Source organism: Clostridia bacterium (genome assembly GCA_019683875.1).
Classification (GTDB): domain Bacteria; phylum Bacillota; class Sulfobacillia; order RBS10-35; family Bu92; genus Bu92.
Genome location: JADGHN010000045.1, coordinates 1 through 13,455 on the forward strand (window position 1 = coordinate 1; position 13,455 = coordinate 13,455).

Here is a 13,455-nt window from a genome sequence, read left to right on the forward strand (position 1 = left end):
AACTCTGGCGTTGCCGCTGCGGGGGCGGGGGGCGGCTCGCCGGGCGGCGCCGCGCTCCCTTCCGCGCGCTGGACCGCGCCGGCCGGCTCCGGCCGCAACATCCAGGCCGCAATGCACGCCAGCGCGGCCATCGTCAGCCACAAGCCGGTCGAGCCGCCGTATTCCAGGCACAGGCCGCCCAGCGTGGGCCCGAGCGCCCAGCCGGCGCCGTTCCACAGGCTGACCGCGCCCTGGTAGCGCGCTCCGTAGCCCGCCGGGGCCTGCGCCGCGACCTCGGGCGTGACCAGCGGCGAGTAGAGCATCTCGCCGACGGTGATGACGAAAAACGCGAAGAAGTACACCCAGACGGGTCCCGCCGCCAGGAAGACGGCTGCGCCCAAGCCGTACAGCGCCGCGCCGGCGGCCATGCGCGCCCGCCGATGGAAGCGCGCCGTCATCTGCGTCACGGGATACTGGAGCAGCGCGATCATCCCCGCGTTGAGCGTCCACAGCGCCCCGTACCAGGTGGCGTCGCCGGCGCGCCGCTCGATGTCGATCGGCAGGTTGGCGCCGAGCTGGCTGTAGACGACGCTCAACAGCAGTCCCGTCCAGGCCACGCGCCAGAAGCCGCGCGCGGTGCGCGGCGGGAGGTACACGATGTCGCGCAGGCCCCGTGCCCGCGAGGCGCGGCGCTCTCCGGAGCCCGTAGGGGCGCCTTCCGGTGCGTCGGCGTCCGCCCGCCGTGCGGCACCCCTGCCGCTCGGCAGCGCGACGGCGACGGCGGCCGCGAACGCGAAAAACGAGATCCCGTCGATCCAGAAGATCCGCGAGAACCCGCCGAGAGCGACGAGCCCGCCGAGGACGGAGCCCAGCGCAAAACCGCCGTTCTGCACAAGGCCGAGGATGCTGAACGCCTCGTCGTGCCTCTCCTTGGCGACCAGCGTGGTGATGCCGTGCGCGAACGCCGGGAAGCTTCCCCACACCAGGATGTTGAGCGCGGCGTACGCGAGCGCGAAGCCGGCCGTGCTGTGCGCGAGTCCCGCGCCGATCACGGCGATGCCGGCGCCGCACATCGCGCCGATCGCGATGGGCCGGAAGCCGAAGCGGTCCGCGAGTGCGCCGCCGGGGATGCGCGCCAGCAGCGAGCCGAAGCTCGCCGCGCTCATCAGGAGCCCGACCTGCGCCGGCGAGAGGCCGAAGCGGTGCGTGAGGTAGAGGGCCGTGAAGGGGGCGAAGAACCCGTCGCCCGTCGAACTCAGGAATCGCCCGAGCGCGATCAACCAGAATGCGCGTCCCATGCTGCGGCGAACCTCCGCGAAGTGGCGTGTGCAACAGCCATAAGATAGCAGGACGCTTCCCAAACGCGCGAATTGCGGAGGAATCGCCGCGGCGGACCCGGCCGGGCGGTCGGCGGGCCACGCTTGTCACGTCGCCGCCTCCGCGCCCTCGTCCAGCCGCATGCCGCGCGGGTGCAGCGTGTACCCGAACTGTTCGTACCATCCCTCACGGCCCTCCACGCTGAAGAGCGCCACGTAGCTGAAGCCCCGTCCTCTGTAGAAGTCCGTGATCCGGCGCACGATCTCCCGGCCGATCCCCCGCGAGCGGTAGTCGGGGTGGACGATGACGTCCCACACCGTCGCGTACCACTCGCCGTCCGACAGGCTGCGGGCGATGCCCACCAGACGCTCGCCGTCCCACGCCGTGACGACGCGGTCCGACGCCGCGAGCGCCCTCGCGATCCGTTCCGGCGCGCGCCCGCGGGCCCACGGCACCGTGTCGAAAAGCTCGGCGACAGCCTCCGGCGGAATCTCGCGGCCTTCTCGGTATTCGATCATTTGTGCGCCTCCGTTCTACGCTATGATGGCGGCAGACCCTCACAAAGGAGGTCGCGCGCATGGACATGCGGTCCATGTGGTCGCCGCGGTTGACGACGTTCATGATCGCCCTGATCCCCGTCGCCGTGGCCGTGAATTACGTCGGCAAGGCCATCGCCGCCGCGTTGAAGCTGCCGCTCTGGCTGGACTCCATCGGCACCGTGCTGGCCGCGATGCTCGGCGGGCCGGTCGTCGGGGCGTTGTCGGGGGCCATCAACAACATCTTCTACGGGCTCACCGCGGATCCGGTCTCATTCTGGTATGCCATCACGAGCCTGTTCATCGGCATGGCCGCCGGCTACTTCGCGTACAAGGGCTGGGTGCAATCCACCGGCCGGGCGATCGCGCTGGGCGTCGTGGTCGCGATCGTTTCGGCGATCGTCTCCACGCCGATCAACGTCGTCCTGTGGCAGGGCACGACGGGCAACACCTGGGGCGACGCGCTCTTCACGGCGCTGCGCGTCGACGGCGTGCCGGTGTGGCTCGCCTCGTTCCTCGACGAATTCGTCGTCGACCTGCCGGACAAGGTGATCACCGTGTTCGTCGCCTACCTCGTGTTCCGCGGCCTGCCGCAGCGGCTGGTCGCGCAGGCCGGCGCCGGCGCCCGGCGGGTCCAGGGCGGCCGGTAACGTGCGGGCGCCGTCGCTCTACGTGCCGGGCCGCTCCTTCGTGCACCGGGCGGACCCGTTCACGAAGGCCGTCTGGGCCTTCAGCACGGCGCTGGCGGGGTTCATCGCGCCGGACTGGCGCGCGACGGCGTCGATCCTCGGCATCAACCTCGTTCTCCTGGGGCTGGCGGGCGCGCTCCGGCGCGCCGCCAGCCTCATTGCGGCGAGCGCCGTCATCGTGGCGACGTTCTTCGTGGCGCAGGGGCTATCGCACCCCTCGAACACAGAGCCGCTGTTCCGCGTCCTCGGCCTGACGTTCTACCGCGAGGGGCTGCTCGTCGCCTGGGTTCTGGCCCTGCGCCTGTGGAACACGATCGCCGCGATCGGTACGCTGGTGTTCACCGTGCGGCCGCAGGATCTCGTCACGGCGTTCCTGATGCGCGGTCTCTCGCCGCGCGCGGGGTACGCCCTGGTCTCGATCATCCAGATTCTGCCCATGCTTTCCGCCAGCGTGGCGACGATCCTCGACGCCCAGCGCAGCCGCGGCGTGGAGACGGAGGGCGGCCTGCGCCGGCGGCTGCGCGCGCTGCTGCCGATGCTGGCGCCGCTTGTCATGTCGGCCCTGGCGGCCGCGCAGGACCGCGCCGTGGCGCTGGAAGTGCGCGGCTTCAGCCGGCCGGGGCCCAGGACGATCTTCCGCCCGGTGCGGGACATGGCCGGCGCCGCGTTTTTACGCGCCCTCGCGCTCGCCGTGCTCGTCGCCGCCGTCGTCTGGCGCGCCACGGGAGGTTGACGCGTGTCGGAAGCCGTCGTCCGGGTTGAAGGTTTGAGCGTTCGCTACGCGCTTGCGGATGAGCCCGCGCTGGCCGGCGTCTCCTTCGAGGTCGAGCCGGGCGAGCTGTGCGGCGTCACGGGGCCGCACGGGGCCGGCAAGTCCACGCTCGCCTACGCGCTCATGGGGCTCGTGCCGCACTTCTTCCGCGCGGAGGTGACGGGCCGCGCCCGCTTGGCCGGCCACGACCCGATCGCGGAAGGCGCGTCGCGTCTGGCCGGCGATGTGGCGCTCTGCCTGCAGAACCCGTACAACCAGATCTCCGGGGCGCGCGACACGGTCTACGACGAGATCGCGTTCGGCCTGGAAAACCTCGGCGTCCCGCCCGAAGAGATCCGCGAGCGCGTGGACGAGGCCATCGCGCGCTTCGGCCTGACGGCGGTGGCGGAGCAGAACCCGTTCGCCTGCTCCGGCGGCCAGGTGCAGCGCCTCGCCATCGCCAGCGCGTGGGTGATGCGGCCGCGCGTGCTCATCCTGGACGAGCCGACGTCGCAGTTGGACCCGCGGGGCGCGAGGGAAGTGGAGGAAGCCGTCGAGGTGGCGCGGCGGCTGGGCGTGGCGGTGATCGTCGTTGAGCACCGCAGCGAGTGGCTGGCGGCGCGGGCCGACCGGCTGCTCGTGCTGCGGGCCGGCCGCCCGGTGGCCGCTGGCCGGGCGCGCGCGCTGTACGCCGGGACGAGCGTGCCGGACGAGGACCTGCCGCGGCCGGTGTACGCGCAGGTCGCGCGGGAGGCGGCGCGCGCAGCTGGAAAGGACGCGGCTGAGCTCCCGCTGACGGAGGACGAAGCCGTAGCGCATCTTCAAGAGGCGTTCCGCCGGGGCGGGGTGGCCCCGGCCCGCGCCGGCGACGGCCCCGCGACGGACGCGCCCGCGCACGCGGTGGCCAGGCCCGCGCATGCGGCGCACGCGCCCGCGGTGCATGCGCACGCAGGGCCCCGCTCCGCGGCGGGCGGCGACAGCGCCGCGTCGCCTTCGCTCCTCATCGACGACGTCCACTTCGCGTACGAGCCCGGCAGTCCGGTGATCCACGGCATCCGCGCGGCCATTGACGGCCCCGGCGTCACGGTGGTCATCGGACAGAACGGGGGCGGCAAGTCGACGCTCCTGCGGCTGCTGTTGGGTCTCGTGAAACCGGATCGCGGCCGCGTCGTCGTCGACGGGCTCGACACCGCGCGGGCGACCGTGGCGCAGGTGGCGCGGCGCCTGGCCCTCGCCTTCCAGAACCCGGACGACCAGCTGTTCCTCGGCACGGTCCTTCAGGAGGCGACGTACGGCGCGCGCAACATCGGCCGCGACCCGGAAGTGGCGCGAGAGGCGGCGCTGCGAGCGCTGGACGCGCTCGGCCTCGCCGGCCTCGCCGACCGCCACCCGTACGACCTCGGCTTCGGCCTGCGGAAGCTCGTCACGGTGGCCGCGGCTGTGGCGATGGAGACGCCGATCCTCGTCCTCGACGAGCCCACCATGGCGCAGGACGAGCCCAGCCTGCGGCGGCTGGCGGCGCTCGTGCGGCAGCTGGCCGCTTCCGGCAAGCTGGTGCTCCTGGTCACGCATCACATGGACTTCGCGGCTTCCGTGGCCGACCGGGTCCTTGTGCTGGCCGCCGGGCGCATCGTGGCGGACGGTGCCCCGGCCGACGTGTTCCGCCAGGACGACGTCCTGGCGGCGGCCGGGGTCGAAGCGCCGGCCGCCCTGCGCCTGGCCCGCCGGCTCGGCCTGCGCGCCCTCCCCGTGACTCCTCAAGAGCTGTGCGGCGTTATAATGGGCTCATGAGCGACATCATCTGGGCCATTGCCCTCATCGTTCTCCTCTGTGTCGTCTTCACGTGGGTAGGGAAGTCCTGGTTGCCGAGGCGGAGGGTCACGGGACCGCGCTGGGCGCGGGAATCGTCGACGGCGGCGGGCGCGTCGCGTCGCGAGACTGAGACGCGGTAGCGGGGCGCGCGATGGGACCCGTCCGCCGCGTGGCCGGCGAGATGTTCGCCTCGCTGCGCCACCGAAACTTCCGCCTCTTCTGGACCGGACAGCTCATTTCCGTCACCGGCAACTGGATGAACCAGGTGGCCCAGGGCTGGCTGGTTCTTGAGCTGTCGAACTCGTCGGTCGTCCTGGGCACCGTCGGCGCGCTCCAGTGGCTGCCCGTCCTGCTGCTTTCGGCCTTTGCCGGCGCCATCGCCGACCGCTACCCCAAGCGGCGCGTCCTCATGTGGACGCAGTCGGCGCTCCTCCTCCTCGCCGCGGCGCTCGGAACCCTCACGGTGACGGGCCACGTCCGCATCTGGCACGTGATGGTGGTCGCCGCGCTCACGGGCGTGATCAACGCGCTCGACAACCCGACGCGCCAGTCGTTCATCGTGGAGCTCGTCGGCAAGCAGGACCTCGCGAACGCCATCGCGTTGAACTCCTCGCTCTTCAACGCGGCGCGCGTCGTCGGGCCCTCGCTGGGCGGATTCGTCATCGCCGCGTTCGGCGTGGGCGTCGCCTTCCTCCTGAACGCGGCGTCGTACGTGGCCGTGATCGCCGGCCTGGCCCTGATGAGCGCCATGAACGAGGCGCCCAAGCCGGCGCGCCGGCGGCTGCTGGCGGACGTGGGGGAGGGCCTGGCCTACCTGCGCGCCACGCCGTCCGTGTCCTGGCCGATCATCCTCCTGGGCGTCGTCAGTCTCTTCGCGATCAACTGGAACATCCTCTTGCCGCTTCTCGCGAAGAACGTGCTGCGCATCGGGCCCGAGGGCCTCGGGCTCCTCTACACGGCGCTGGGATTGGGCGCGCTGGTGGGGGCGCTGGCGCTCGCCGCGAACTCGCACCGGCCGATCGGGTTCGCGAACGTGGCGTCCTACGCCGTCGCCTTTTCGGCGACGCAACTGCTGGTGGGGCTCGCGCCGAACTTTTACGTGGACCTGGTCCTGCTGGCCTGCGCCGGCTACACGATGATCCGCTTCACGGCGAGCAGCAATTCGCTCGTGCAGTCGCTGGTGCCGGACGGGCTGCGCGCGCGGGTGATGAGCGTGTACTTCCTCGTCTTCGGCGGATCGTCGCCGTTCGGCAACGAGTTCGCCGGAGCGGTGGCGGCCGGCTGGAACCCGCAGGCGGCGTTCGTCGTGGGCGCGATCCTCGCGGGGGCCTTCGCGGCCTACGTGTGGCTCCGGGAGGCGCGCCGGACGGCCGCGGAGGCTGCGTCCGGCTCGTCGCCGGGGACGGGCTGAGCCGCGGGGTTGCCCCCCGCAAGCGTGGCGATCACGGCGCCGGCGAGGATGAGGACGCCCCCGGCGGCCTGCACGGCGCCGATGCCCTCCCCGAAGATCCACGCGGCGGCAAGAGTGGTGACGGGTGGTTCCACGGTGCTGATCACCGACGCCCGCGTGGGACCGATCCAGTTCACGCTCGTCAGGAAGGCCGGCCACGCCAACCCCGTGCAGACGCCCGCCAGCGCCGCGACGGCCCACCATGCCTGGGGCGCGAGGTCCAACGACAGCGCCGAAGAGGCGAGCCCAGCCACCAGAGACGCGCCCGCGGCCGCGAACGAGATGACGGTCGCGGCGTCGAGCGGGTCAACCTCGCGCATCGCCCGGTCGCTGACGAGAATGTAGACGCTGAAGACGAACGCCGCGCCCAGCGCGAGCGCCATTCCGGCAAGCCGCGCGCCGCGCGGCGCGCCCAGCACCAGGGCGAGCCCGCCCAGCGCCAGCGCGAGGGCCAGGAGCAGCCGGCGGTCGAGCGCCCGCCCGCCGAAGCGTACGTCGAGCAGGGCCACCAGCGCAGGGTACAGATACAGGAGCAGCGAAGCGAGCGACGCCGGGATCGCGCGCACGGCGGAGAAGTACAGGATGGACTGTCCGGCGTAGAGGACCCCCGCGAGGGCCAGCAGCGGGAGGGCCGCCCGCCCGGCGGGCGCCGGCGCGCGGCGGCCGTCGGGACCGGAACGCCCCTGGTCCCGCCCGCTGCGCCGTGCGGCGGAGGCGCGCAGCCGGCCGATGGCGAAGAACAGGACCGCCGCTCCGGCGAAGCGGAGGAGCAGCACGGTGGGCACGCTGGCGCCGCCGGAGTAGGCGAAGCGCGCGAAGATGGGCAGGAGGGCGAGCGCCGCGGCCGAAAACGCGGCGAGCGCGGCGCCCTGCCAGGACGGACGCGCGGCCAAGGAACGACCTCCATCTCGTAGCGTACATTCCATCCGGCGCCATGGCGAGAGGATGCGCCGCCGCCGGACGCGACCGGGCGCAGGCCACCACGGGAGGGGCGTCGATGTCCAGGAGCATCCGGGATCGCATGCGCAGCTTGGGCCGCCCCGCGCGCGACCTGGCGCAGATGGTCGCCGGCGCGGCGCTCCTGGCGTTTGCCATCAACGGGCTCATCGTGCCCAACCGGCTTGGCGACGGCGGTTTCGCCGGGCTCGCCGTGCTCATCCACTATCTCACCGGATGGCCGGTCTCGTGGCTGTACCCCGCCCTGAACGTCCCCCTTCTGGTCCTGGGCTGGATGTTCATCGGCGCCGGTTTCATCATCCGGACGCTGATCGGCATCGCGCTGATCAGCGCCTGGCTGCCCCTCTTCTCCTCCGCTGCCGTGGTGCTGCACGACCCGCTCCTCTCCGCGATCTACGCGGGGGTGGTGTCCGGCGCCGGGATCGGCCTCATGATGCACGGCGGCGGCTCTTCCGGCGGCACGGACATCCTCGCGCGCTTCCTCAACGACTGGCGCGGGGTGGGCTACACGGTCACCTACCTCGCGTTCGACGTGGCCGTGCTCGCGGGGCTGGCGTTCTGGGTGGGCGTGCCGACGGCGCTGTACGCCTGGATCGTCACGTACATCGCGGGACGGGTGGTGACGTTCATCGTGGAAGGGCCCGTGCGGGGCAAGGCGGCGATGATCGTGACCAGCGAGCCCCGCCGCATCCTCGCCGCCGTCACGCGGGAACTGGGCCGGGGGGCCACGGTGGTGGAAGCGCAGGGCGGCTTCACGGCGGCGCCCCGCACCGTGCTGTGGGTCGTCGTCTCGCTTTCGCAGATCTACCGGCTTCGCCAGCTTGTGGCCGAGGCCGATCCGGGGGCGTTCGTGACGGTCATGGACGCGACGGAGGTGCTCGGGCAGGGATTCGGCCGGCTGCCCGCACCGCGCGGCGCCCGCCGCGCAGCCGGCAGCCGGCCGAGGTTGTGGCGCTTGGTCAGGCGGCGTCCGTCCTCGTGATCGGCTCCTCGTCCACCTCGTAAGGCGGAAGCATGGCCGACCAGAGGGAGAACAGGAAGATGGCGACGCCGAAGACGAGGTTGTCCCGCGAAGCCGTGAGATCGGCGCCCTTGCCGAGGAGCGGCGGAATGAAGGCCGCCGCCGCGCCGAACGCGGCCGCGATGTACATGAGCCAGCGCCGCTGCTGGCGGTTCTGATGGTTCTGGATGTTGTACTTCGTGATCGCCCGGGACGCGATGGACAGCAGGAACACGTGGATCGCGACCACGAAGTTCAACAGCACGATCTCCCGATCGTTCGCGAAGCCGTTCCAGAACGGCGCCGACGCGAGGATGAGCGCCGACACGGCCGCAGCGAGCTCTTGCCACATCAACGGTCACGCCTCCTCTTTGCGATTCTGACGATCACCCGCGTCCTAACCGAAAGCGAGGAACACGAACAGCAACCCAAGGTACAGGTTCGAGAATCCGAACAGGCGCTTCGCCATGGCGTCCGACGAATCCCGGAGCGCCCGCGCCGCGAGGGCTATGTACACGAGCCCCATCACCGCGGCGGCGACGGCGTAGACCGGCCCGGCGACGCCCATCGGGTAGAGCGTGAGCGTACACAGCACCAGCAGCACGGTATAGACGAGCATCTGGATCTTCGTCGCCCGCTCTCCCCGCACGACGGGCATCATCGGCACGCGCGCGCGCCGGTAGTCCTCGTTCTTGTACAGCGCCAGCGCCCAGAAGTGCGGCGGCGTCCACAGGAAGATGACCAGGAAGAGCAGGATGGCCGGAAGCGAGACGTGGTTCGTGACGGCCGCCCACCCGATGAGCGGCGGCACGGCGCCGGCGGCGCCGCCGATCACGATGTTCTGCGGCGTGGAGCGCTTGAGCCAGAGGGTGTAGATGAAGACGTAGAACGCCGCGCCGGACAGCGCGATGACGGCCGCCAGCACGTTCACCCACGTGGCGAGGACGGCGAAGGACAGTACGGCCAGCGCCACGCCGAAGCGAAGCGCCTGCTCGGGGCGCAGGCGGCCGGCCGGCAGCGGCCGGTTGCGCGTCCGGCGCATGATGGCGTCGATGTCCCGGTCGATGTAGCAGTTCAGTGTATTTGCGGCGCCGGCGGCCAGCGCTGTGCCGACGAGCGTTGCGACGAGCAGCCACGGGGAGAGACGGCCGTCCGTGGCGGCCCACATGGTGGTGACCGTCGCGACCAGCATCAGAAGGACGATGCCCGGCTTGGTCAGCGCGACGTAGTCCCTCACCGCTTGACGCACTTGGCTCACCGGCGCGACGGCCGCCTGGGGAAGCGATCCCATCTTTTCAAACGTCTCCTTTGCACGGGCCGCCGGCGATCTTTCCGTCGCCGTGCGCCGAAAGCCATTGTACCACTTCTCGCGCTCCATTATGGGGCCAACCTGGGCTTCGTTTCTGGCATACTGAGGTGTGGCACACATCTAGGGAGGGATTCGCGTGAGGACGCCGTTCCAGAACGAGCCGGTCCGGCTGTACCGCGACGCGGCGGAACGGGAAGCGTTGCTCGCGGCTCAGGAGAAGGTTCGGTCCGAATTCGGCCGCGTGTACCCGCTCGTCATCGGTGGACAGCGCATCGAAACGAACCGCAAGCGGCCGTCGATCAACCCGTCCCGCACGGACGAAGTGATCGCGCAGGTCTCGCAGGCTGATCGCTCGCATGTGGACAAGGCCATGAAGACGGCGTGGGAGACGTTTGAGCGCTGGTCCCGCGTGCACCCGGAGGCGCGCGCCCGCGTGCTGCTGCGCGCGGCGGCGGAGATGCGCCGGCGCCGCTACGAGCTCGTGGCGCTGGAGCAGTTCGAGGCCGGCAAGCCGGCCGTCGAGGCGGACGGCGACGTGGCCGAGGCCATCGACTTCCTTGAGTATTACGCGCGCGAGATGGTGCGCCTGTCGCAGCATCCGGACCTGACGCGCCTGCCGGACGAGGACAACGACCTCGTCTACATCCCGCTCGGCGTGGGCGCGATCATCCCCCCGTGGAACTTCCCGCTGGCCATCCTCACGGGCATGACGAGCTCGGCCGTGGTCACCGGCAACACGGTGCTCCTGAAGCCGGCTTCGGCCACGCCCGTGATCGCGTACAAGTTTGTCGAGATCATGGAAGAGGCGGGCCTGCCGCCGGGCGTGATCAACTTCCTGCCGGGCAGCGGCGAGGAGATCGGCGATTACGTCGTCGACCATCCCAAGACGCGCTTCATCTCCTTCACCGGCTCGCGCGACGTCGGCGTGCGCATCTACGAGCGGGCCGCGAAGGTGCACCCGGGCCAGATCTGGCTCAAGCGGGTCGTTGCGGAGATGGGCGGCAAGGACGCGATCATCGTCGACGAGGGCGCCGACTACGACGCGGCGGCCGCGGCCATCGTGTCGTCGGCGTTCGGCTTCCAGGGCCAGAAGTGCTCCGCGGCGAGCCGCGTCATCGGCATCGGCGCGGCCTACGACGAGGTGCTCGGCCGCGTCGTGGAGCGGACGAAGCAGCTGAAGGTCGGACCGGCCTCGGACCTCGACGTCGACATGGGTCCGGTCATCGACGAGGCGGCGTACCGCAAGATCCTCGACTACATCGAGGTCGGCAAGCGCGAAGGACGCCTCATGACCGGCGGCGAGAAGGGGCCGCTCGAGGGCTACTTCATCGAGCCGACGATCTTCGCCGATGTCGCGCCGGACGCGCGCATCGCCCAGGAGGAGATCTTCGGGCCCGTCTGCGCCTTCATCCGGGCCAAGGACTTCGACGAGGCCCTGGAGATCGCCAACGGGACGCAATACGGCCTCACCGGTTCCGTGTACTCCCGGAACATGGAGCATCTGGAGCGGGCGCGGGAGGAATTCCACGTCGGCAACCTGTACTTGAACCGCAAGTGCACGGGCGCGCTGGTGGGCGTGCACCCGTTCGGCGGCTTCAACATGTCCGGGACCGACTCGAAGGCGGGAGGTCCGGACTACCTGCTCTCCTTCATGCAGGCGAAGGCGATCTCAGAGCGGTTGTGAGGTTCCGCGAAGCAAGAGAGCGGGAGCGGGCGCCGGCGCGGCCGGCGCCCGTTTTTCACGCGTCGAGGAGCTTGCGGCGCAGGGCCACGACGGGCCAGGGCAACGCGATTAGCGCGGCGGCGAAGAGCCAGAGCAGGTCGTGCCACCAGCCCGGCGAGAGCTGCCCGAGCGTCAGCGCGCGCGTGACGTTGACGAGGTGATAGAGCGGCGTGAACCAGATGACCTTCTGCGCCAGGGCGGGCAGATTGCTGACGGGGAAGAAGATGCCGGAGAACATGAACATCGGCGTGATCACGAGCGTGAAGTAGTAGAAGAGATGATCCTCCAGCCGCGCCGCGGCCGCCACGACCAGCGCCGGCGAGGTGAAGATGAGGCCGGGCAGGATCATGAGCGGCAGGACCCACACGGCCAGCCACGACCGGACCAGCCCCAGGGCCACGAGCACGAGAAGGAACGTCGACCCGTACAGGAGCGCACGCGTGCACTCCCACAGATACTCGCCGCCGGCGATCGCCTCGACGCTGAGCGGACCGGTGATCATCGCGTCGTAGACGCCCTCGCGGTGCAGGCGGTTGAAGCCGGAGAAGGCCATGTCGAAGGTGACGCCCATCATCACCGTGGACGCGAGCAGGCCCGGGCCGATGTACGCGGCGAACGGCACGTTGTCCAGCGACGTGACGTAGGTCCCCAGGCCGAACCCCAGGGCCAGCAGGTTCATGAACGGCTCGCCGAAGTTGAGCAGCACGCTGGTCTTGTAGATCTTCAGCCAGGCGATGGCGTTCCGCTCCCAGACCCGCCAGGCCTGCCAGTCAAAGCGCGGAAGGGGCCATGCCCGCCGCGCGGAGGTGAAGGTCGCCGGCATCGTCGTCGAGGTCCCTCCCCGTCAGCGCGAGGAACACGTCCTCGAGGTTCGTCTGGCGCGCCAGGTACCGCGGCGGTTGCGGCGAGGCGTGAAGCTTCTCCAGCAGCGACGGCGCGTCGTCGGTGTACAGGAAGACGGCGCTCCCGATGCGGAGCTGCCGGCGGACGAGCGCGGCCGGCAACGCTGCGCCGTGGGCCTCGTGCCAGTCGGCGGGCAGCTCGATGGCGCTTTGGCCGACGTGCTCCTCCACAAGGCTCTGCGGCGGCCCCTCGGCGAGGATCCGGCCGTGGTCCATCACGACGAGGCGGTTGCACAGGCGGTGCGCCTCGTCCATGTAGTGCGTCGTCAGGATCAGCGTGACGCCGCTCTCCTTGAGCTGCTGCAGCTTCTGCCAGATGGCGTGGCGGGCGGCCGGGTCGAGGCCGGTGGTGGGCTCGTCGAGGACGACGAGTTCCGGCTCGTGCAGGAGCGCCCGTGCGATCACGAGGCGCCGCTGCATGCCTCCGGACAGCTCGTCGACGCGCTGGGCGGCCACCTCCTGCAGGCCGACGAACGCCAGCCAGCGGTCGGCGCGACGGCGCGCCTCCGCGCGCGTCATGCCGTAGAATCGGGCGAACAGCTCGAGGTTCTCCCGCACGGTGAGCTCGCTGTCGAGGTTGGACTCCTGCGGGACGACGCCCACCCTGAGCTTGATCTGGCGCGAGTCCCGCGCGGCGTCGAGGCCGAGCACGGTGAGCCGGCCGCCGGAAACCTCCGTGCGGCCGTACAGCATGCGCATCGTGGAGCTCTTGCCGGCGCCGTTGGGGCCGAGGAAACCGAAGCACTCCCCGCGGCGCACGTCGAAGTCGATGCCGCGGACGGCCACGAACTCCCCGTAGCGCTTCGTCAGGCCGCGGGCCGTGACGGCGAGCTCGGAAGCAGGCGGGCCGGCCGTGGGCGCGAGCGATTCCACCGCAGACACCTCGACTCCCGAAGATATCGTGACGGGGGTGGATTCACAAGAGGGGGCGGCCCGCGTGTCGAGTCCTGCCGATCGGGACATGGAGTAAATTGGCATCGCGCAGGGCGACTGCGGGGACGTGCGCCGCGCACCCTGCGATCGTGCTACC

Annotated in this window: 13 protein-coding genes; 6 read left to right on the forward strand and 7 right to left on the reverse strand. The window is 70.9% G+C overall.

The features are described 5' to 3' along the window. On the reverse strand, window positions 1-1,277 hold a 1,277-nt coding region (locus tag IRZ18_05105), incomplete at its 3' end, for an MFS transporter (GenBank protein ID MBX5476488.1). Between the two features lie 126 nt (window positions 1,278-1,403). Further along, window positions 1,404-1,814, reverse strand: coding sequence for a GNAT family N-acetyltransferase (locus tag IRZ18_05110; protein ID MBX5476489.1), 411 nt, complete (start codon window positions 1,812-1,814; stop codon window positions 1,404-1,406). 59 nt (window positions 1,815-1,873) lie between these two features. On the opposite strand from IRZ18_05110, the gene IRZ18_05115 reads away from it, so the two are divergent. From IRZ18_05115 to IRZ18_05130, 4 genes are all read left to right on the forward strand, one after another. Continuing rightward, window positions 1,874-2,482 (forward strand): ECF transporter S component, encoded by a 609-nt coding sequence (locus IRZ18_05115; GenBank protein MBX5476490.1) that lies wholly within the window; start codon window positions 1,874-1,876, stop codon window positions 2,480-2,482. Between the two features lies 1 nt (window position 2,483). Further along, window positions 2,484-3,254, forward strand: coding sequence for an energy-coupling factor transporter transmembrane protein EcfT (locus tag IRZ18_05120; protein MBX5476491.1), 771 nt, complete (start codon window positions 2,484-2,486; stop codon window positions 3,252-3,254). Window positions 3,255-3,257: 3 nt separating this feature from the next. Beyond that, window positions 3,258-5,063, forward strand: coding sequence for an ABC transporter ATP-binding protein (locus IRZ18_05125; protein ID MBX5476492.1), 1,806 nt, complete (start codon window positions 3,258-3,260; stop codon window positions 5,061-5,063). Between the two features lie 172 nt (window positions 5,064-5,235). After that, the gene (locus tag IRZ18_05130) at window positions 5,236-6,495 is read left to right on the forward strand and encodes an MFS transporter (GenBank protein MBX5476493.1); all 1,260 of its coding nucleotides are present in this window, start codon (window positions 5,236-5,238) and stop codon (window positions 6,493-6,495) included. On the opposite strand, the gene IRZ18_05135 is transcribed toward IRZ18_05130, so the two are convergent. Continuing rightward, window positions 6,423-7,427, reverse strand: a complete 1,005-nt coding sequence (locus IRZ18_05135; GenBank protein ID MBX5476494.1) for a DMT family transporter — start codon at window positions 7,425-7,427, stop codon at window positions 6,423-6,425. The two genes, IRZ18_05130 and IRZ18_05135, sit on opposite strands and share 73 nt — an antisense overlap. A gap of 104 nt (window positions 7,428-7,531) precedes the next feature. On the opposite strand from IRZ18_05135, the gene IRZ18_05140 reads away from it, so the two are divergent. Then, the gene (locus IRZ18_05140) at window positions 7,532-8,473 is read left to right on the forward strand and encodes a YitT family protein (protein ID MBX5476495.1); all 942 of its coding nucleotides are present in this window, start codon (window positions 7,532-7,534) and stop codon (window positions 8,471-8,473) included. Here IRZ18_05140 and IRZ18_05145 read toward each other — a convergent pair. Further along, window positions 8,451-8,843: a hypothetical protein gene (locus IRZ18_05145; GenBank protein ID MBX5476496.1), complete on the reverse strand. Its 393-nt coding sequence runs from the start codon at window positions 8,841-8,843 to the stop codon at window positions 8,451-8,453. The genes IRZ18_05140 and IRZ18_05145 overlap by 23 nt on opposite strands. Window positions 8,844-8,888: 45 nt before the next feature. Beyond that, entirely contained in the window at window positions 8,889-9,782 is an 894-nt protein-coding gene (locus tag IRZ18_05150; protein ID MBX5476497.1) for a protoheme IX farnesyltransferase, read from the reverse strand. A gap of 154 nt (window positions 9,783-9,936) precedes the next feature. Here IRZ18_05150 and pruA point away from each other — a divergent pair, with 154 nt between their 5' ends. Beyond that, window positions 9,937-11,484 carry an L-glutamate gamma-semialdehyde dehydrogenase gene (gene pruA, locus IRZ18_05155; GenBank protein MBX5476498.1) on the forward strand — a complete coding sequence of 516 codons (1,548 nt, stop codon included), beginning with the start codon at window positions 9,937-9,939 and terminating at the stop codon, window positions 11,482-11,484. Between the two features lie 55 nt (window positions 11,485-11,539). Here the strand turns inward: pruA and IRZ18_05160 are convergent, their stop codons facing one another. Both IRZ18_05160 and IRZ18_05165 read right to left on the reverse strand, forming a co-directional pair. Next, window positions 11,540-12,346 carry an ABC transporter permease gene (locus IRZ18_05160; protein MBX5476499.1) on the reverse strand — a complete coding sequence of 269 codons (807 nt, stop codon included), beginning with the start codon at window positions 12,344-12,346 and terminating at the stop codon, window positions 11,540-11,542. Further along, window positions 12,294-13,388, reverse strand: coding sequence for an ABC transporter ATP-binding protein (locus IRZ18_05165; GenBank protein MBX5476500.1), 1,095 nt, complete (start codon window positions 13,386-13,388; stop codon window positions 12,294-12,296). Before IRZ18_05165 ends, IRZ18_05160 begins: the two co-directional genes overlap by 53 nt. Between the last annotated feature and the right edge of the window lie 67 nt (window positions 13,389-13,455).

Coding starts and splice junctions, on each gene's coding strand:
- IRZ18_05110 (MBX5476489.1), bottom strand. CDS start 1,814: ATGATCGAATACCGAGAAGGCCGCGAGATTCCGCCGGAGGCTGTCGCC.
- IRZ18_05115 (MBX5476490.1), top strand. CDS start 1,874: ATGGACATGCGGTCCATGTGGTCGCCGCGGTTGACGACGTTCATGATC.
- IRZ18_05130 (MBX5476493.1), top strand. CDS start 5,236: ATGGGACCCGTCCGCCGCGTGGCCGGCGAGATGTTCGCCTCGCTGCGC.
- IRZ18_05140 (MBX5476495.1), top strand. CDS start 7,532: ATGTCCAGGAGCATCCGGGATCGCATGCGCAGCTTGGGCCGCCCCGCG.
- IRZ18_05145 (MBX5476496.1), bottom strand. CDS start 8,843: ATGTGGCAAGAGCTCGCTGCGGCCGTGTCGGCGCTCATCCTCGCGTCG.
- IRZ18_05150 (MBX5476497.1), bottom strand. CDS start 9,782: ATGGGATCGCTTCCCCAGGCGGCCGTCGCGCCGGTGAGCCAAGTGCGT.
- IRZ18_05160 (MBX5476499.1), bottom strand. CDS start 12,346: ATGCCGGCGACCTTCACCTCCGCGCGGCGGGCATGGCCCCTTCCGCGC.
- IRZ18_05165 (MBX5476500.1), bottom strand. CDS start 13,388: ATGTCCCGATCGGCAGGACTCGACACGCGGGCCGCCCCCTCTTGTGAA.